Genomic DNA, 16,243 nt, shown 5'->3' with positions numbered 1-16,243 from the left:
CTATAGTGAAGCGCAGCGAAAGGCTACTCCGGAAAATCGCTGTAGTCATTGTTCCTTTGCACTACCTGCCGGTTAGCGCGGGTGGCGTTTGAACGGCGGCAGGGCCCGAGCGCGGCCGCTGTGGGGGCGGGCTTGCCCGGCGATGAGGCCCTTGCAGCCAGCAACGTCTACAGATTTTCCGTACAAAGCCGATACACTGCTCAATACAGGAGATCCCCCATGCGAGCCTTGATCGTTTTAGCCCTGGCCACCAGCGTCGTCGGCTGTACCCGCTGGTCGATGGACCATCATTTGAACAACGCCTACCGCGCCTATGACCGGGGCAACTGCGAGAAGGTGATGCTGGAGCTGTCCCAGGTCGAACGCACCAGCCGTGCCCGACCGTTCATCCAGCCGGAAGTGTCGCTGCTGCGCGGCCAGTGCCTGGAACGGCAGAAGCTGTTCGTCGATGCGGCACAGACCTACCAGTTCATCCTTCAGCGCTACCCGCAGAGCGAATACGCCTTCCGTGCCCGTGCCCGCCTGCAGACCCTCGAGCAACTGGGCCACTACCGCACCGGCGAAGCGGCGATTGCCCGCCCGGTCACGACCACGCCTTGGCGTTAATACTAAAGTCAGCAGGTCTGATTGTGACGCGCGGGTCAGGGTGCGCTAATCTTGTTGCTGAGATGAATGAAAATCAGCAGCCCTAGCGCGGCCCTGCTAAAAGGGTCTTCGACAGCGATCCCGACCATGTTTGACGAGCGCCGCATCGAGCGTCACCAGCTCCCTTATTTTCTCAAAGTCTTCAACCGCTTCACCGACCAGCCCATCGGCTACCTGGGAAATGTGTCTGAAGACGGCCTGATGCTGATCAGCCAGTTGCCGATGCTGGTCGGCCCGGATTTCGAGTTGCAACTCAAAGTCCCTGGTCGCGACGGCACCGTGCACCCGATCAACCTTACCGCCAGCTGCCTGTGGAGCCATGAAGACCAGACGCCCGGGCATTACGACTCCGGCTTCATGCTGCTACAGGCGCCGCGCGACTACGAGCAACTGGTGCGCGCCCTGCGCAACTATTTCAGCTTCCATCCGTTGAACGCTTCGGCTTGACGCTGGCCGTGACGGGCCTGTGGCCCTAGACTCTGGTCGATCTTCTGTTCAGGACGACCCCGTGAGCTCCAGCATTTTCTGGCACGACTACGAAACCACCGGCATCAACCCGCGCAACGACCGGCCCTTGCAGGTCGCCGGGGTGCGCACCGACCTTGACCTCAACGAGATCGAGGCGCCGATCAACTTCTATTGCCAGCCCAGCGACGACATCCTGCCCCACCCCAAGGCCTGCCTGGTCACCGGCATCACCCCGCAGCAGCTGGCCAGCCAGGGTTTGAGCGAAGCCGAATTCATGACCCGGGTGCATGCCGAACTGGCGCGCCCAGGTACTTGTGGTGCTGGTTACAACAGCTTGCGTTTCGACGATGAGGTCACCCGGTACAGCCTCTACCGCAACTTCTTTGATCCGTACGCCCGCGAGTGGCAGGGCGGCAACAGCCGCTGGGATTTGATCGACATCGTCCGCACTGCCTATGCCCTGCGCCCGGACGGGATTGTCTGGCCGCAACAGGACGGTCGCACCAGTTTGCGCCTGGAGTTGCTGACTGCCGCCAACGGCATCGACCATGGTCAGGCCCATGAAGCGCTGTCAGACGTGCGCGCCACCATTGCACTTGCGCGATTGATCCGACAGAAACAGCCCAAGCTTTATGACTGGTTGTTTCAACTGCGCAGCAAGCAGAAAGTCCTCGACCAGATTCGATTATTACAACCGCTGGTGCATATTTCCGGACGCTTCTCTGCCGCACGCAATTATTTAGGCGTGGTATTACCCCTGGCCTGGCATCCGCGTAATCGCAATGCCTTGATTGTCTGTGACCTGCATCTGGATGCTCAACCCTTGATAGATGAGGATGCTGATTCACTGCGTCAGCGTTTATACACACGTCGCGAGGAAATGCCTGACGGACAATTGCCGGTGCCGCTGAAACTAATCCATATCAATCGCTGCCCGGTGGTCGCGCCCTTGAGTGTATTGCGCGGCGAAGATCAGCAGCGTCTGGAACTGGATATGGCTGTTTATCAGGCGCGAGCCGCGAGCCTGATAGCTGCAGCAGGACAATGGCAGGACAAATTGCCGGTGATCTACAGCGCCGAGGAGTTTGCCCCCAGTGAAGACCCGGAACAGCAGTTGTATGACGGTTTTCTTGGCGACCGCGATCGTCGTTTGTGCGAGCAAGTGCGCAGTGTCGATCCGCAGCAATTGGGGCAGGGCCAGTGGATGTTCGATGATGAACGTTTGCCGGAACTGTTGTTTCGCTACCGCGCGCGTAATTTTAGCGAAACCTTGAATGCCGAAGAACGCCAGCGCTGGCAAACCTTCTGCCAGCAACGCTTGAGCGATCCGCTGATGGGCGCACCCAATACCCTCGGGGATTTCGAGCGGGCCTTGCAGGACTGCTGGGCGCAAGCCGATGCCGAACAACAGGCGCTGCTTGGCCAGTGGCGCAGCCATGTGCAGGCATTGAAGTTGCAATTGGGGATGTAAGCAATCGTTGAAAATAAAAAACGCCAGCTAAGCTGGCGTTTTTTTTAGCGAGTAACACATGGTTACCAGCGGGCGTATTAACCCAGCAGGGTTGCCCAGCCTTCAACCACGTCACCACCCCATTTGGCTTTCCATTCTTTCAGGGTTTTGTGGTTGCCGCCTTTGGTTTCGATGACTTCACCGTTGTGCGGGTTTTTGTATTGCTTGACCTTGCGCGCACGTTTGGTGCCGGTGGTCTTTACCGCGCCACGAGGGGCTTTGTTCAGTTTGGCTTCTGGATCCAGCAGCGCAATGATGTCACGCAGGGACTTCGAATATTCGCCCATCAGTGCACGCAGTTTGCCTTCGAACTCCAGCTCGGTTTGCAGCTTGTCGTCTTGCGACAGGTTCTGCAAACGCGCCTGCAGTTCTTTGATGGCTTCTTCGGTAGCGCGATATTCGTTGATCAGGGACATGAGGCGTTCCTTGGAAATGAAGGTTTAGAGAGACAGTGCGGCAATAATAATCAGACGGTACCCCCAAGTAAACATTAAAGCGGGCAATTAGCTCAATGAATTGTTAATCACCTCGATAGAATAGGTTAAGAAAAATTTACAAACTAAGACTTTTTTCCAATAGTTAACTTAGTCGCCGGCCCACCGCACCAGGCGGGTGCACCCCGTACGGTGCTACCTGGGCAGGCGACAGGCCGCGCGCAATGAGTACTGCAGTTTTGTCGGGCACTCGCTAGAATGTGCGCCTTTGCGAAAGTTTCTGGAGTCCATTTCATGCGCACCTACCGGCTGGTGATTGCCTGCCCCGACCGTGTTGGCATCGTCGCCAAAGTCAGTAATTTCCTGGCGTCCTATAACGGCTGGATCAACGAAGCGAACCATCACTCCGATGAGCAGAGCGGCTGGTTCTTCATGCGCCACGAAATCCGCGCCGAAACCCTGCCATTCGGCATCGAGGCGTTCCGCGAAGCGTTCGCGCCGATCGCCGAAGAGTTCTCGATGGTCTGGCGTATCACCGATACCGACCAGAAGAAGCGCGTGGTGCTGATGGCCAGCCGTGAGTCCCACTGCCTGGCTGACCTGCTGCACCGCTGGCACACCAAGGAACTCGATTGCGATATTCCCTGCGTGATCTCCAACCACAATGACCTGCGCAGCATGGTCGAGTGGCACGGCATCCCGTTCTTCCATGTCCCGGTCGACCCGCAGAACAAGCAGCCGGCCTTTGCCGAAGTGTCGCGCCTGGTCAAGGAGCACGGTGCCGACGTGGTGGTGCTGGCGCGCTACATGCAGATCCTGCCGCCGCAACTGTGCCAGGAGTACGCCCAGCAGGTGATCAACATCCACCATAGCTTCCTGCCGTCGTTCGTTGGCGCCAAGCCGTACCACCAGGCTTCGTTGCGTGGGGTCAAGCTGATTGGTGCTACCTGCCACTACGTCACCGAAGAGCTGGATGCCGGCCCGATCATCGAGCAGGACGTGGTCCGCGTCAGCCATAGCGACAGCATCGAAGACATGGTGCGTTTCGGCCGTGATGTCGAGAAGATGGTCCTGGCCCGTGGCCTGCGCTACCACCTGGAAGACCGCGTGCTGGTGCACGGCAACAAGACCGTGGTGTTCAACTAAGCCTCAGTGCAGGAGGTTGCCCCATGGCCGATCCCCTCGACAAGGCCACCTCCAAGGCCCCGCCGACCCTCGGCGAGGGCTGCCTGAGCCGCTACGACCCGGATGCGCTGGACAGCGAAGACGGCACCGATTTTCCCGGTGCCGCCGAGCTCTGGGAGCGGGTCAAGCCGGCTAGCGACGAATCCGCGCTTGACTGAGCCGCAAGCGCTGCAGCAATGGCCGACCCAGCAGGCAGAGGAACACCGGGCCACCGGCGAGCAGATAGAAGTAATAGGTCACCAACCGCCAGATCAGGATTGCCGCCGCCGCGGTGGACGTTCCCACCATGGGCGAAAGCAACGCGGCCGAAGTCATTTCGGCGGCGCCCGCGCCACCCGGCAGCAGGCTGAACTGACCGGCGCTGAGCGACAGCATCTGTACCAGAAAGCTCGGTATCCATTGCAGGTCGACGCCCAGCCCGCGCAGCGCCAGGTACAGCACGCTGTAACGTAACCCCCAATGCACGCAGGTCAGGGCAAACACCAGTGCCAGGGTGCGCTTGGGCAGGCGCCAGGTTTCGCCGAAGGCGCGAAAGAAGTGCAGCAGCTTGCGCGTCCAGCGCCGACGCCTGGGGGCGGCCATCTTGAGCCTGCGCAGCAGCCGGCCATTAAGGCACAGCAGCGCGCGGCGGTAGCGCACCAGTCCGAGCAAAGCGCCGAAGGCTGCGAACATCAAGACCGCGCTGCCGAGCAACATGCTTTCCAGGCTGCGGTTGAGGTTGTGGAACAGCGTGTAGCCGGCGATCCCCAGCATGGCGCAGAAAAAGAACAGCAGGTCGTTGAGCTGGTCGGCGGCAAACACTGCGCTACTGCGCGCAGGACCAATGCGGTCGCGGGCCAGCAAGGCCATCAGCGCCAGCGGGCCACCGCTGCCGCCCGGGGTGGTGCAGATGGCGAACTCGGTGGCCATGATCACGCCGAGGCTGCGCCAGCGTCCCAACGCCGCGCCCTGGCTGCCGAGCAGCAAGCGCAGGCGGACGGCGTTGATGATCCAGCACAGCACGATCATGGCGAACAGGCCGAGCAGCAGGTGCGGGGCAAAACCACGCAGACGCGGCAACAGCTCGCTGCCGCCGAGCAACGCCGGCACCAACAACGCCACAATCAGCGCCAGGAGCAGCCAGAGCAGGCGGTTCACCGGCCGTGCCTGCTGGCCAGCCAGGCGGATTTGGTCAGCGGTTCGCGGCCTTGGCGCAACAGGCGTTGCACGGTTTGCAGCCAGTAGCGGCGGGAAAAGCCATGGCGCATGTCCACCGGGTGCAGGCCCAGGCGGATGACCGGGGCCTGGCGCAGGCGCGTTTCACGCATATCACAGAGCACTTTCGACAGGCCTCGCCGCCAACGGCTACGGGCGCTCCAGACCAGGCCGGGCGCGGGGATCGGGCTGAAGTCTGGCAGTTGATAGATGTGCTGCGAGTCGCTGGTATAGCGCAGCGGCAAGCTGCGCAATACCTGGCGTGTACCGTCGCTCATCAGCCATGCCGGGGCGACGAAGCCCGCCAGTGGCCAGTCATAACGCTGGAACAGCGCGATGCCGGCCTCCAGACGCTCGCGTGCCTGGGCCTGGTCGAGGCTGTAGAACTCGCCTTCCCAGGTGTAGATCCGGCGCATGAAGTAGTCCCGCGGCGAGCGTGGCGGCGGGCTGTCATCAGCATGAAAGTAGCCATGCAGCGCCATTTCGTCGCCACGCTGCAGGCGCCGGTCAAGCATCAGGCGAAAACCGGGCGAATGCTCCAGGGCATTGCGTTTGTGAAAGTCCGGCACCACCAGCCAGGTCATGGGAATGTCGCCCAGGGCATCGACCGCTTCGACGAAAGGCTGGTAGTCCGGCCAGGTTTCCGGCGCAACATCATGCAGCACCAGCAGCAGGCTTTGTCGATCAGCATGCTCAGGCATGAGCGCGCACCAGCATCGGGTGGCCCAGCACTGCCCGGTAATGTTCCAGCAGCCCGTTGACCACGGTGTCCCAGGCGTAGTGCTGCTCGACATGGGCGCGGGCCTGCAGGCCCATTTGCCGGGCGCCGACCTCGAACACCTCCCTGACCGTGCGGGCCATGGCCAAGCCATCGTTGGGCGTACACAGCCGGCCGCACTGGTCATTGACGATTTCGGTGAAGGCCCCGGCGGCCACGGCAATGACCGGGATGGCGCTGGCCATGGCTTCGAGAATGACCAGGCCGAAGGTTTCCTGGTCGCCAGCGTGCAGCAGGGCATCGGCACTGGCCAGCAGGCGGGCGACTTCGCTGGCCGGGCAGAAGTGATCGATGACACTGACATTGGCTGGCACATTGGCCGGCATGTGCGAGCCGACCAGCAGCAGATGGTAGTGCTTGCCCAGGCGTTTCATGCAGTCGAGCAGCACCGGCAGGTTCTTCTCCCGCGAGCCGCGCCCGGCGAACACCAGCAGGCGGGTGGTATCGGTTATACCCAGTTCACGGCGCAGAGACAGGTCGCGGTGCTGCGGGTTGAAGGTCGTCAGGTCGACGCCCAGGCGCTGCACGTGAACATTATCGATGCCCAGGCCGCGCAGCTTGTCGGCCATCACCTGGCTCGGCGCCAGGACCCGGTCGAAGTTGCCGTAGAGCTTGCTGACGTAGGCTTCGACATTGGGCGTAAACCAATTGCCCATGCGGTTGCTCACCAGCAGCGGGAGGTCGGAATGGTAGAAGCCGATCACGGGTACGTCGAGCTGGCGGCGGGCATCCAGGGCTGCCCAGGCGGTCAGGTAAGGGTCGCCGACTTCGATCAGATCGGGCTGAAGATCCTGCAGGACATTGCGCCAGGGCGCCAGGCGCAGAGGAAAGCGGTAGCCGTTGCCGAACGGCAGGGCCGGTGCCGGTACCTTGTAGATACCGTTGTCGTGGCTGGCGCTGGCGCCGGGGATCAACAGGCTGTGACGGACACCGGGAGTAAGGCCCAGGCGGCGGTGTTTGGCATCAAGATAGGTACGCACGCCGCCACTGGCAGGAGCGTAGAACATGGTGATGTCAGCGATGTGCACGATCAGCATCCCTCCGAGATCGTCTCCAGAGTGTGTCGCCAGGCAGCTTTTCGCCGCTGGAGACGCGCCCTAAGGTTGACCTCTATGAAGGATAGTTTGTTCGATGGGGTTCGGCAGCGGCTGGCTGCAAGCTACAAGCTGCAAGAAAAAGACAAGCGCACTCGGCTCTGTTTCTTCTTGCAGCTTCAAGCTTGCCGCTTGCAGCTCAAGTTCAGATACGGAAGCTGCCCACCAGTTGTTTCAGGCGGCTGGCCTGCTGCTCCAGGTCGGCGCAGGCGCGCAGGGTCGACTGCAGGTTCTCGACGCCTTCCTGGTTGAGCATGTTGATTTCGTTGATGTCCATGTTGATCGAATCGACCACGGCGGTCTGTTCCTCGGTGGCGGTGGCCACCGATTGGTTCATGCCGTCGATCTCGCCGATGCGCAGGGTCACGCTGCCCAGGCGCTCGCCGGCCTGGTTGGCGATCTCGACGCTGTCCTGGCTGTGGCGCTGGCTCTGGCCCATGGTGTCGACCGACTCGCGGGCGCCGACCTGCAGCTCTTCGATCATGTTCTGCACCTGTTGCGCCGACTCCTGGGTGCGGTGCGCCAGGTTGCGCACTTCATCGGCGACCACGGCAAACCCGCGACCGGCTTCACCGGCCCGTGCTGCCTCGATGGCGGCGTTGAGCGCCAGCAGGTTGGTCTGCTGCGAGATGCTGGTGATCACTTCGAGGATCTGGCCGATGTTCACGGTCTTGCTGTTGAGCGTCTCGATGTGTGCGCTGGAGGTGCAGATCAGGTCCGACAGACGGTTCATCGCCTGGATGCTGCGATCGACCACCTGCTGACCTTCTTCGGCCAGATGCCGTGCCGAGCTTGCCTGTTGCGAGGCTTGCGCGGCGTTGTGGGCAATTTCCTGGGCGGCAGCACCCAACTGGTTGATCGCCGCGGCCACGCTGTTGGTGCGGTTGGACTGCTCGTCGGAGTTGACCATCGACGAGTTCGAGGCGCTGACCACCCGCAGGGCCACTTCGTTGACCTGCTCGGTGGCCGAGGACACTTCGCGGATCGAGCCATGGACGCGCTCGACGAAGCGGTTGAAGGCGCTACCGAGGATGCCGAACTCATCGTGGTTATGAATGGCCAGGCGTTTGGTCAGGTCGCCTTCACCTTCGGCGATGTCTTCCATGGCCCGGGTCATGGTGTGCAGCGGTTGCATCAGCACGCGGATCAACAGGCCGAGCAGGGCGATGATGATGACCACGGCGACCAGGGTGGCAATCACCGCGGAGGTGCGGAATTTGCTCAGCATCGAGTAGGCCTCGTCCTTGTCTACCGACAGGCCGATGTACCAGTTGGCCGAAGGCAGGCCCTTGACCGGGGCGAAGCTGAGGATCCGGGTCTTGCCGTCGAGCTGGACTTCACTCGGTTCCTTGCTGATGCGCGGGGTGTTCTGCGGGAACAGGTCCGACAGCGACTTCATCACCAGGTTCTTGTCCGGGTGCACGAGGATCTTGCCTTGATCGTTGATCAGGAAGGCGTAGCCCATGCCGCCGAAGTTCAGCGAGTTGATGATCTCGGTCAGGCCATCGAGGGCCAGGTCGCCACCGACCACGCCGACATTGCGCGCAGCGGTCGCGACTACCGAGATCACCATCTTGCCGGTGCTGACATCAATATAGGGTTCGGTCAGGATCGGTCCGTTGGCCGCCATGCCGTCCTTGTACCAGGGGCGTACGCGCGGGTCGTAGCCGTCCGGCATCTTGGTTTGTGGGCGGATGGTAAAACCACCGTTGACGTCACCCAGGTAAATCGTCAGGAAACTTGAGACCAGGGCCTGTTGGCCGAGCAGGGTGCCGATTTTGTCGGCCTCGGGAAACGCGGCAATGTTTTGTGCAACGTTTTGTACCAGCAGAATACGACCGTCAAACAGGTTCTTGATATTGGTCGAAGTGGTTTCGCCCATTTCCTCAAGATAGTTTTCCAGATCCTCGCGAATGGCATTACGCTGCAAGAAATCGTTGTACAAAGTAAACAGGGTAAAGGCGATCATGACGATCAGCGAGGCGGCCAATAGGATCTTGTGGCTGAATCGGAGGCTTTTGTTCATAACGTGTCGGTCCGCTAAGGTCTTGTTATCCGGGTCGTTCGCACAAAGAACAGCGTGAAAAGCGGTGCAGGTCCCAATTCCTTGTCGGGCTATTCCTGTCTTCCTGGTGGTCTATCGCTATTTAATATCGGCCGTTTCAAGCCAAAGCTTTAAACAGAGGGTGAAAAAACATGCCTGACTCTTCGCAATTCGTGCTCGGCGCCGACCTTGCCGGACAGCCGGTGGCCCAGGCCATGCGCCTGGCCAATCGTCACGGCCTGGTGGCCGGGGCGACCGGTACCGGCAAGACCGTGACCCTGCAACATATGGCCGAAGCCTTCAGTGACGCGGGCGTGGCGGTATTTGCCGCCGACGTCAAAGGCGACCTGTGCGGGCTGGGCGCAGTGGGCAACCCCCAGGGCAAGGTGGCCGAACGCATTGCCGGCATGCCCTGGCTGGGGCATCGGCCTCAGGCTTATCCAGTAAGCTTGTGGGATATCCACGGTCAGTCCGGTCATCCGTTGCGCACCACCCTCAGTGAAATGGGCCCGCTACTGCTGGGTAATCTGCTGGAGCTGACCGACAGCCAGCAGGCCGCACTGTATGCCGCGTTCAAGGTCGCCGACCGCGAAGGCCTGTTGCTGCTGGATATCAAGGACCTCAAGGCCCTGCTGGCGCACTTGAAGGACAACCCGCAACTGCTCGGTGAAGACAGTGCGCTGATGACCACAGGCTCCAGCCAGGCCCTGTTGCGGCGACTGGCAACCCTGGAGCAGCAGGGCGCCGAAGCGCTGTTCGGCGAGCCGGCCTTGCAGCTGGAAGACATCCTGCAACCGGATGCCGATGGCCGCGGACGCATTCACCTGCTCGATGCCAGCCGCCTGGTGCATGAAGCGCCGAAGGTCTATGCGACCTTCCTGCTCTGGCTGCTGGCCGAGCTGTTCGAGCAATTGCCCGAGCGCGGCGATGCCGACAAGCCGTTACTGGCGCTGTTCTTCGATGAAGCTCATCTGCTGTTCAACGGCACCCCCAAGGCCCTGCAGGACCGCCTGGAACAGGTGGTGCGGCTAATCCGATCCAAAGGCGTAGGGGTGTATTTCGTCACTCAGTCGCCGAGCGACCTGCCGGATGATGTCCTGGCGCAGTTGGGCTTGCGCGTCCAGCATGGCCTGCGGGCCTTTACCGCCAAGGAGCAGAAATCCCTCAAGGCCGTGGCCGATGGCTTCCGTCCCAACCCGGAATTCGACACCCTGAGCGTATTGACCGAGCTGGGTATCGGTGAGGCACTGGTCGGTACCCTGCAGGAAAAAGGCACGCCGGGCATGGTCCAGCGTGTGCTGATTGCGCCGCCGCAGTCGCGTATCGGGCCGCTGAGCGCTGCTGAACGGGCGGCGCTGATTGCCGCTTCGCCATTGGTCGGGCGTTATGACAAGCCGGTAGACCGTGAATCGGCCTATGAGCTGCTCAATGCCCGCAAAGGCGGCGCGGTTGCGCCTGAACAAGCACCGGCAGCGGCTGAAGAGAGCTTTGCCGACAAGGCCGGCGAGTTCCTCCAGAGCGCGGCGGGGCAGGCGATCAAGTCGGCGGTACGCCAGGCGGCGAACCAGTTCGGTCGCCAGCTGGTGCGTGGCCTGATGGGCTCGTTGCTCGGTGGCAGCAAGCGCCGCTGATTGTATCAGGCATAAAAAAGGCGCCCCTCGGGGCGCCTTTTTACTGCGGGGTGCTTTAGCCGATGGCTTTGGTCGCCAGCCAGAACAAGCCTGCCGACAGGCCCACAGTGGCCGGAAGGGTCAGTACCCAGGCCAGCAGGATGGTCCTGACGGTGCCACCTTGCAGGCCGCTCTTGTTCGCCACCATGGTACCGGCCACACCCGAGGACAGTACGTGGGTGGTCGATACCGGCAGGCTGAAGATGTTGGCCATGCCGATGGCGCAGGCTGCGGTGATCTGTGCCGACATGCCCTGGGCGTAGGTCATGCCCTGCTTGCCGATCTTCTCGCCGATGGTCAGCACTACGCGTTTCCAGCCGACCATGGTACCCAGGCCCAGGGCCAGGGCGACCGCGAGAATCACCCAGAACGGGGCGTACTCGGTGGTGGCAGTGAGGTCCTTGCGCAGTTTGTCCAGGTCCGCCTTCTCGCGTGCCTGCAGGCCTGGCAGCTTGCCGACCTTCTTGGCGGTGTCGTCCAGGCAGAGCAGGTAACGACGTACTTCAATGCGTTTTTCCGGCGTCAGCGACCGGTAGTCGGCCACGCCTTTGAGCGAATCGAGCAAGGCATTGATGGTCGGCTCGGTCTGCTGCGGGTTGCAGCTGAACTGTTCTGGCAGGTCGCCTTCTTTGGCTTTGCCCAGGGCCAGGAATTCGCCCAGGGTCGCTTCGTTGCGCTGATAGAACTGGTTCAGGTGCAGGGTGGCGTCGCGGGTCCGCTCGATCTGGTAGGTCGTGCTGTTCAGGTCGAGAACGAACGCGGACGGAACGATACCGATCAGCACCAGCATGATCAGGCCGATACCTTTCTGACCGTCGTTGGAGCCGTGCACGAAGCTTACGCCCATGGCTGAAATCACCAGGACCAGGCGGTTCCAGAATGGCGGGTGCTTCTTGTCGTCGAGCTTGCGGCGCTGTTCCGGCGTCTTGTGCATCTTCGACAGCGGCCGCCACCATTTCAGGCCCAGTAGCACCAGCGCGGCGACAGCGAAACCGGCCATCGGCGACAGTACCAGCGACATGCCGATATCGATTGCCTTCTGCCAGTTGACCCCGTCACCCAGCGGAATGTCGCTGATCAGGGCGTTGGCCAGGCCCACGCCCAGGATCGAGCCGATCAGCGTATGCGAACTGGACGCCGGGATCCCGAAGTACCAGGTGCCCAGGTTCCAGGTGATGGCGGCAGCCAATAGAGAGAAGACCATCGCCAGGCCGTGGCCGGTGTTCACATTGATCAGCAGTTCGACCGGCAGCAGGTGAACGATGGCATACGCCACGCCGACACCGCCGAGCAGAACCCCGAGGAAGTTGAACACGCCGGAGAAGAACACGGCCAGGTGCGGCGGCATGGCTTTGGTATAGATGACTGTAGCTACCGCGTTAGCGGTGTCATGAAAGCCATTGATGAACTCGAAGGCGAGTACGAAGGTCAGAGCGAGCAGCAAGCTCACCAGTACCCAGGCATCAAGTCCGCTGAATAAATCGATCATGAAGGAATTCTGACCCGGTCATAAGGGGGCGCGATTATGCCAGAAATCCCCGGTAATCGATGCCCCTGCTGCTGACCGCTCGACGACTTTTCTAGCCCGGCGCCCAACCCGTTGAGGCGGCGATGCTTCGCTTAACGTCGGCTAAAATGCTAAAAAATCGAGAAAAATGAAAGGTTTGCACTCAGGTCTGGTTGTCAGGAAAAAATCAAACGACCGTATGAAATTTGTGAAATTCCGTTACGGCATGCTGTGGACCGCGCAAAAATCCGCAGCATTGCGGGCCGGCAAAAGCGCCCCCGGTACGCCGTTCAATGGCCTGCTTGCGCTGCCTGCAGCAGCGGGCTAGGGCGCCTGGTCCTTGAGTTCTTTCTCGATTTTTTCCAGTTCCTGGGCGAAGGCCTGGTCAAGCACGCTTGCTCGCTTGCGCCATGGCTTGCGCTCCGGATCGGGTTGCGCGGCGTAAGTGGTGACTTCACCACCATAGACTTCCTTGTAACGTTGCTCCTGGCGCTCTAGTTCTGCGCGCAGTTCATCTTTGGTCACAGTACTACCTGTAGTGTGGATATAAACCCTGGCGTTTACGCGGGCAAACAGCGCGGGGCGCAATATGCACACGGCTACGCTGCCAGAGCGGCATAACTGTCGCAGCAACAGTAGGTTCTGGTTGTGCAAGCGAATGTGAACAACGGGCTATTCACGTTAATGGCACTTGCAGCGGTCCGCTTCTGTCTGCCTGGGCAGAGGCGGTTGGATCCGCAGCAACCCTACTTGGGGCAGGGTTACGAAGTTTTATTATAGCAAGCAGATAGTCTGACAGTAGCACTCTCTATTGTAGATAGGACCAAACAAGCGCCAGTTTTGTTACCAAGTTATGAAAGTCGTCAGACGGCCGAGATTGGCATTGGCACCGGAGGCAATAGAAAAGTTTTCGGCTTGCAGCCCCGCGTTGTACGGAGGAAGGAAAAACGGCCTCGCTTCGTGGGCAAGGCCGTGCCTGGGACTTCTACGGTGGGTACCTGACCAGTCTCTCCAAGAAGCCACGTTGTGGCGGTAGAAAGGTATAAGCAATTGTGGGTAGCGGTCAATTGCGATTATCGGTCGATGGTTCGATAATCGCACCAGTGACCGTTTTTCCGAGGTTAGCCATGACAGAAGAAACAACGCCCAAAGGGCCAGGGTTGAACGATAACGTGCGTAGCTCGTTTGCGTCCCTGGCGCCGCCCATCGTCGCCTCGCCGGCCAAACGCATCCAGGCCTTTACCGGTGACCCCGATTTCATGACCTCGCTGGCCCGCGGCCTTGCGGTGGTGCAGGCATTCCAGGAGCGCAAGCGTCACCTGACCATCGCCCAGATCAGCCACCGCACAGAGATTCCCCGGGCGGCGGTGCGGCGTTGCCTGCATACCCTGATCAAGCTGGGCTATGCCACCACCGACGGGCGCACTTACTCGTTACTGCCCAAGGTGTTGACCCTGGGCCACGCCTATCTGTCGTCGACCCCCCTGGCGGTGTCGGCGCAGCCTTATCTGGACCGGATGAGCGATCAACTGCACGAGGCCTGCAATATGGCTACCCTGGAAGGCGATGACATTCTTTACATCGCCCGTTCGGCCACCGTGCAGCGTCTGATTTCGGTCGACCTCTCGGTCGGCGGGCGCCTGCCGGCCTATTGCACCTCCATGGGCCGTATCCTGTTGGCGGCGCTGGACGACGCGACCTTGCACGAATACCTCGAGCATGCCGACCTGCAGGCCAAGACCAGTCGCACCATTCACGACCCGGTGGCTTTGCTCGAGTGCCTGCAGCTGGTTCGCCAGCAGGGCTGGTGCGTGGTCGATCAGGAGCTCGAACAAGGTTTGCGCTCGATCGCCGTGCCGGTCTATGACGCCTCTGGCCAGGTCCTGGCGGCGCTCAACGTCAGCACCCATGCCGGCCGGGTCAGCCGCACCGAGCTTGAGCAGCGCTTCCTGCCGATCATGCTCGCCGCCAGCCGCGACCTCAGCGCGCAACTGTTCGCCTGAACGTTCCTGTTCGATAAACGCACAGAGATGCGTTTATCGAATTGCGCCGCGCCCGCCTGCTTATTAATGTCCCTCGCAGCGGTCAACCTGCCTTGACCGCCCATAATAATGAGCGAGAGGCAAACGCCCCATGACCGACTTCCTGTCCCCGCACGGCTTGCACCTGTCCTACGCTGGACTGCGCGGCAGCTGATCCAGCTTTCCGAACCTGTTCCTGTTCGCCTGTGCCGTTCATGCGCGCACCCGCACACTCGCGCGCTTCTTCTGGATAAAAATAATGAATAGTCCTCAAGCTGCTGTCGGAAACTGCCTTGATGTGCAGTCCTTTATCAATAGCCAACCGCTGTCGCGCTACCAATGGCGGGTGGTAATCCTGTGCTTCCTGATTGTCTTCCTCGACGGCCTCGATACCGCCGCCATGGGCTTTATCGCCCCGGCCCTGTCCCAGGAATGGGGCATTGACCGGGCCAGCCTGGGGCCGGTGATGAGTGCCGCCTTGATCGGCATGGTCTTCGGTGCGCTGGGTTCCGGGCCGCTGGCCGACCGTTTCGGGCGCAAGGTGGTACTGGTGGGGGCGGTTGTGCTGTTCGGCGCCTTCAGCCTGGCGTCCGCCTACAGCACCAACGTCGACCAGTTGCTGGTGCTGCGCTTTCTGACCGGGCTGGGCCTGGGCGCGGGCATGCCCAATGCCACCACGCTGCTGTCCGAATACACCCCGGAGCGGCACAAGTCGCTGTTGGTGACCAGCATGTTCTGCGGCTTCAACCTGGGCATGGCCGGTGGCGGCTTCATTTCCGCCAAGCTGATCCCGGCGTTCGGCTGGCACAGCCTGTTGCTGATCGGCGGTCTGCTGCCGTTGGTGCTGGCAGTGGTGCTGGTGTTCTGGCTGCCGGAGTCGGCGCGCTACCTGGTGGTACGCAACCGTGGCACCGACAAGGTGCGCAAGACCCTTGCCCCGATCGAGCCGGCCATTGTCGGCCAGGCGTCGAGCTTCAGCGTGCCGGAGCAAAAGACGGTCAAAGCCCGCAACGTGTTTGCGGTGATCTTCTCCGGTACCTACAGCGTCGGCACCCTACTGCTGTGGCTGACGTATTTCATGGGCCTGGTGATTGTCTACCTGCTGACCAGCTGGCTGCCAACGCTGATGCGTGACAGTGGCGCGAGCATGGAACAGGCCGCCTTTATCGGCGCGTTGTTCCAGTTTGGGGGGGTGCTCAGCGCCGTGGCAGTGGGTTGGGCCATGGACCGTTACAACCCGCACAAGGTCATTGGTGTCTTTTACCTGCTGGCAGGGGTATTTGCCTACGCAGTAGGGCAGAGCCTGGGCAACATCACCTTGCTGGCAACCCTGGTGCTGGTTGCCGGTATGTGCGTCAACGGTGCGCAATCGGCGATGCCGTCACTGGCGGCGCGTTTCTACCCGACCCAGGGCCGCGCCACCGGTGTGTCGTGGATGCTCGGCATCGGCCGCTTCGGCGCGATCCTCGGGGCCTGGATGGGCGCGACCCTGCTGGGCCTGGGCTGGAATTTCGAGCAGGTGCTGACCGCGCTGGTGATCCCGGCGGCCCTCGCCACTACCGCGGTGATCATCAAGGGCATGGTCAGTCACGCGGATGCGACCTGATATCGGCAGCCTGTGGGAGCTGGCCTTGCCGGCGATGGTATCGACGCTATGCCTGGCTTTGCGCGGTGCCCGCATCGCTGGCAAGGC

15 protein-coding genes and 2 pseudogenes are annotated in these 16,243 nt (G+C 61.3%); 9 read left to right on the top strand and 8 right to left on the bottom strand.

Annotation, left to right across the window (positions count from 1 at the left end; translation table 11 throughout):
* Window positions 1–219 precede the first annotated feature (219 nt).
* The 3 genes from LOY45_RS21560 to sbcB all read left to right on the top strand — a co-directional run bounded on the left by LOY45_RS21560 (window position 220) and on the right by sbcB (window position 2,584).
* A complete protein-coding gene (locus LOY45_RS21560; RefSeq protein WP_115085483.1) occupies window positions 220–606 on the top strand; it encodes a tetratricopeptide repeat protein in 387 nt (128 codons plus the stop codon).
* 126 nt (window positions 607–732) lie between these two features.
* Complete coding sequence (locus LOY45_RS21555; RefSeq protein ID WP_115085484.1) at window positions 733–1,092, top strand: PilZ domain-containing protein; 360 nt, start codon at window positions 733–735, stop codon at window positions 1,090–1,092.
* Between the two features lie 61 nt (window positions 1,093–1,153).
* Window positions 1,154–2,584, top strand: a complete 1,431-nt coding sequence (sbcB, locus tag LOY45_RS21550; RefSeq protein WP_115085485.1) for an exodeoxyribonuclease I — start codon at window positions 1,154–1,156, stop codon at window positions 2,582–2,584.
* A 77-nt stretch (window positions 2,585–2,661) separates the two neighbouring features.
* Here the strand turns inward: sbcB and mvaT are convergent, their stop codons facing one another.
* Window positions 2,662–3,039, bottom strand: coding sequence for a histone-like nucleoid-structuring protein MvaT (gene mvaT / locus LOY45_RS21545; RefSeq protein ID WP_045197447.1), 378 nt, complete (start codon window positions 3,037–3,039; stop codon window positions 2,662–2,664).
* 312 nt (window positions 3,040–3,351) lie between these two features.
* Between mvaT and purU the strand changes: the two genes are divergently transcribed.
* On the top strand, window positions 3,352–4,203 hold the full coding sequence (gene purU / locus LOY45_RS21540) for a formyltetrahydrofolate deformylase (protein ID WP_115085486.1): 852 nt from the start codon (window positions 3,352–3,354) through the stop codon (window positions 4,201–4,203).
* Between the two features lie 23 nt (window positions 4,204–4,226).
* Window positions 4,227–4,400: a hypothetical protein gene (locus tag LOY45_RS21535; protein ID WP_166675645.1), complete on the top strand. Its 174-nt coding sequence runs from the start codon at window positions 4,227–4,229 to the stop codon at window positions 4,398–4,400.
* Here the strand turns inward: LOY45_RS21535 and LOY45_RS21530 are convergent.
* From LOY45_RS21530 to LOY45_RS27080, 5 genes and pseudogenes are all read right to left on the bottom strand, one after another.
* Window positions 4,375–5,379 (bottom strand): glucosaminyl phosphatidylglycerol flippase, encoded by a 1,005-nt coding sequence (locus LOY45_RS21530; protein WP_258578332.1) that lies wholly within the window; start codon window positions 5,377–5,379, stop codon window positions 4,375–4,377. The two genes, LOY45_RS21535 and LOY45_RS21530, sit on opposite strands and share 26 nt — an antisense overlap.
* A complete protein-coding gene (locus tag LOY45_RS21525) occupies window positions 5,376–6,137 on the bottom strand; it encodes an N-acetylglucosaminyl phosphatidylglycerol deacetylase (RefSeq protein ID WP_115085488.1) in 762 nt (253 codons plus the stop codon). Before LOY45_RS21525 ends, LOY45_RS21530 begins: the two co-directional genes overlap by 4 nt.
* Window positions 6,130–7,251 (bottom strand): N-acetylglucosaminyl phosphatidylglycerol synthase, encoded by a 1,122-nt coding sequence (locus tag LOY45_RS21520; RefSeq protein WP_115085489.1) that lies wholly within the window; start codon window positions 7,249–7,251, stop codon window positions 6,130–6,132. The genes LOY45_RS21525 and LOY45_RS21520 overlap by 8 nt, the downstream gene beginning before the upstream one ends.
* Before the next feature lie 202 nt (window positions 7,252–7,453).
* Window positions 7,454–8,050, bottom strand: a pseudogene (locus LOY45_RS27085) (methyl-accepting chemotaxis protein); the annotation flags it as partial.
* 261 nt (window positions 8,051–8,311) lie between these two features.
* A pseudogene (locus LOY45_RS27080) lies at window positions 8,312–9,190 on the bottom strand (HAMP domain-containing protein); the annotation flags it as partial.
* Window positions 9,191–9,504: 314 nt separating this feature from the next.
* Between LOY45_RS27080 and LOY45_RS21510 the strand changes: the two are divergent.
* The gene (locus tag LOY45_RS21510) at window positions 9,505–10,983 is read left to right on the top strand and encodes a helicase HerA-like domain-containing protein (protein WP_115085491.1); all 1,479 of its coding nucleotides are present in this window, start codon (window positions 9,505–9,507) and stop codon (window positions 10,981–10,983) included.
* A 55-nt stretch (window positions 10,984–11,038) separates the two neighbouring features.
* Here LOY45_RS21510 and LOY45_RS21505 read toward each other — a convergent pair whose 3' ends face one another.
* On the bottom strand, window positions 11,039–12,511 hold the full coding sequence (locus LOY45_RS21505; RefSeq protein ID WP_115085492.1) for an inorganic phosphate transporter: 1,473 nt from the start codon (window positions 12,509–12,511) through the stop codon (window positions 11,039–11,041).
* A 166-nt stretch (window positions 12,512–12,677) separates the two neighbouring features.
* Here LOY45_RS21505 and LOY45_RS21500 point away from each other — a divergent pair, with 166 nt between their 5' ends.
* Window positions 12,678–12,857, top strand: a complete 180-nt coding sequence (locus tag LOY45_RS21500) for a hypothetical protein (RefSeq protein WP_134061452.1) — start codon at window positions 12,678–12,680, stop codon at window positions 12,855–12,857.
* Here the strand turns inward: LOY45_RS21500 and LOY45_RS21495 are convergent.
* Window positions 12,854–13,054, bottom strand: coding sequence for a hypothetical protein (locus LOY45_RS21495; protein WP_038998948.1), 201 nt, complete (start codon window positions 13,052–13,054; stop codon window positions 12,854–12,856). The genes LOY45_RS21500 and LOY45_RS21495 overlap by 4 nt on opposite strands.
* A 602-nt stretch (window positions 13,055–13,656) precedes the next feature.
* Here LOY45_RS21495 and pcaR point away from each other — a divergent pair.
* Window positions 13,657–14,532: a pca regulon transcriptional regulator PcaR gene (gene pcaR / locus LOY45_RS21490; RefSeq protein WP_174242307.1), complete on the top strand. Its 876-nt coding sequence runs from the start codon at window positions 13,657–13,659 to the stop codon at window positions 14,530–14,532.
* 277 nt (window positions 14,533–14,809) lie between these two features.
* On the top strand, window positions 14,810–16,156 hold the full coding sequence (gene pcaK / locus LOY45_RS21485) for a 4-hydroxybenzoate transporter PcaK (protein ID WP_134061453.1): 1,347 nt from the start codon (window positions 14,810–14,812) through the stop codon (window positions 16,154–16,156).
* Window positions 16,157–16,243: the final 87 nt, after the last annotated feature.

The organism is Pseudomonas wadenswilerensis, assembly GCF_024749185.1.
In the GTDB taxonomy this organism is placed as follows: domain Bacteria; phylum Pseudomonadota; class Gammaproteobacteria; order Pseudomonadales; family Pseudomonadaceae; genus Aquipseudomonas; species Aquipseudomonas wadenswilerensis.
The sequence above is the reverse complement of the archived record's forward strand: the minus strand, read 5'-3'. Positions and strand labels throughout refer to the sequence as shown.

What these genes read in the sequence shown, in the direction of transcription:
- pcaR (WP_174242307.1), top strand. Translation starts at nt 13,657, where the DNA reads ATGACAGAAGAAACAACGCCCAAAGGGCCAGGGTTGAACGATAACGTG.
- LOY45_RS21510 (WP_115085491.1), top strand. Translation starts at nt 9,505, where the DNA reads ATGCCTGACTCTTCGCAATTCGTGCTCGGCGCCGACCTTGCCGGACAG.
- purU (WP_115085486.1), top strand. Translation starts at nt 3,352, where the DNA reads ATGCGCACCTACCGGCTGGTGATTGCCTGCCCCGACCGTGTTGGCATC.
- LOY45_RS21535 (WP_166675645.1), top strand. Translation starts at nt 4,227, where the DNA reads ATGGCCGATCCCCTCGACAAGGCCACCTCCAAGGCCCCGCCGACCCTC.
- LOY45_RS21500 (WP_134061452.1), top strand. Translation starts at nt 12,678, where the DNA reads ATGAAAGGTTTGCACTCAGGTCTGGTTGTCAGGAAAAAATCAAACGAC.
- mvaT (WP_045197447.1), bottom strand. Translation starts at nt 3,039, where the DNA reads ATGTCCCTGATCAACGAATATCGCGCTACCGAAGAAGCCATCAAAGAA.
- pcaK (WP_134061453.1), top strand. Translation starts at nt 14,810, where the DNA reads ATGAATAGTCCTCAAGCTGCTGTCGGAAACTGCCTTGATGTGCAGTCC.
- LOY45_RS21555 (WP_115085484.1), top strand. Translation starts at nt 733, where the DNA reads ATGTTTGACGAGCGCCGCATCGAGCGTCACCAGCTCCCTTATTTTCTC.
- LOY45_RS21505 (WP_115085492.1), bottom strand. Translation starts at nt 12,511, where the DNA reads ATGATCGATTTATTCAGCGGACTTGATGCCTGGGTACTGGTGAGCTTG.
- LOY45_RS21525 (WP_115085488.1), bottom strand. Translation starts at nt 6,137, where the DNA reads ATGCCTGAGCATGCTGATCGACAAAGCCTGCTGCTGGTGCTGCATGAT.
- LOY45_RS21560 (WP_115085483.1), top strand. Translation starts at nt 220, where the DNA reads ATGCGAGCCTTGATCGTTTTAGCCCTGGCCACCAGCGTCGTCGGCTGT.
- LOY45_RS21520 (WP_115085489.1), bottom strand. Translation starts at nt 7,251, where the DNA reads ATGCTGATCGTGCACATCGCTGACATCACCATGTTCTACGCTCCTGCC.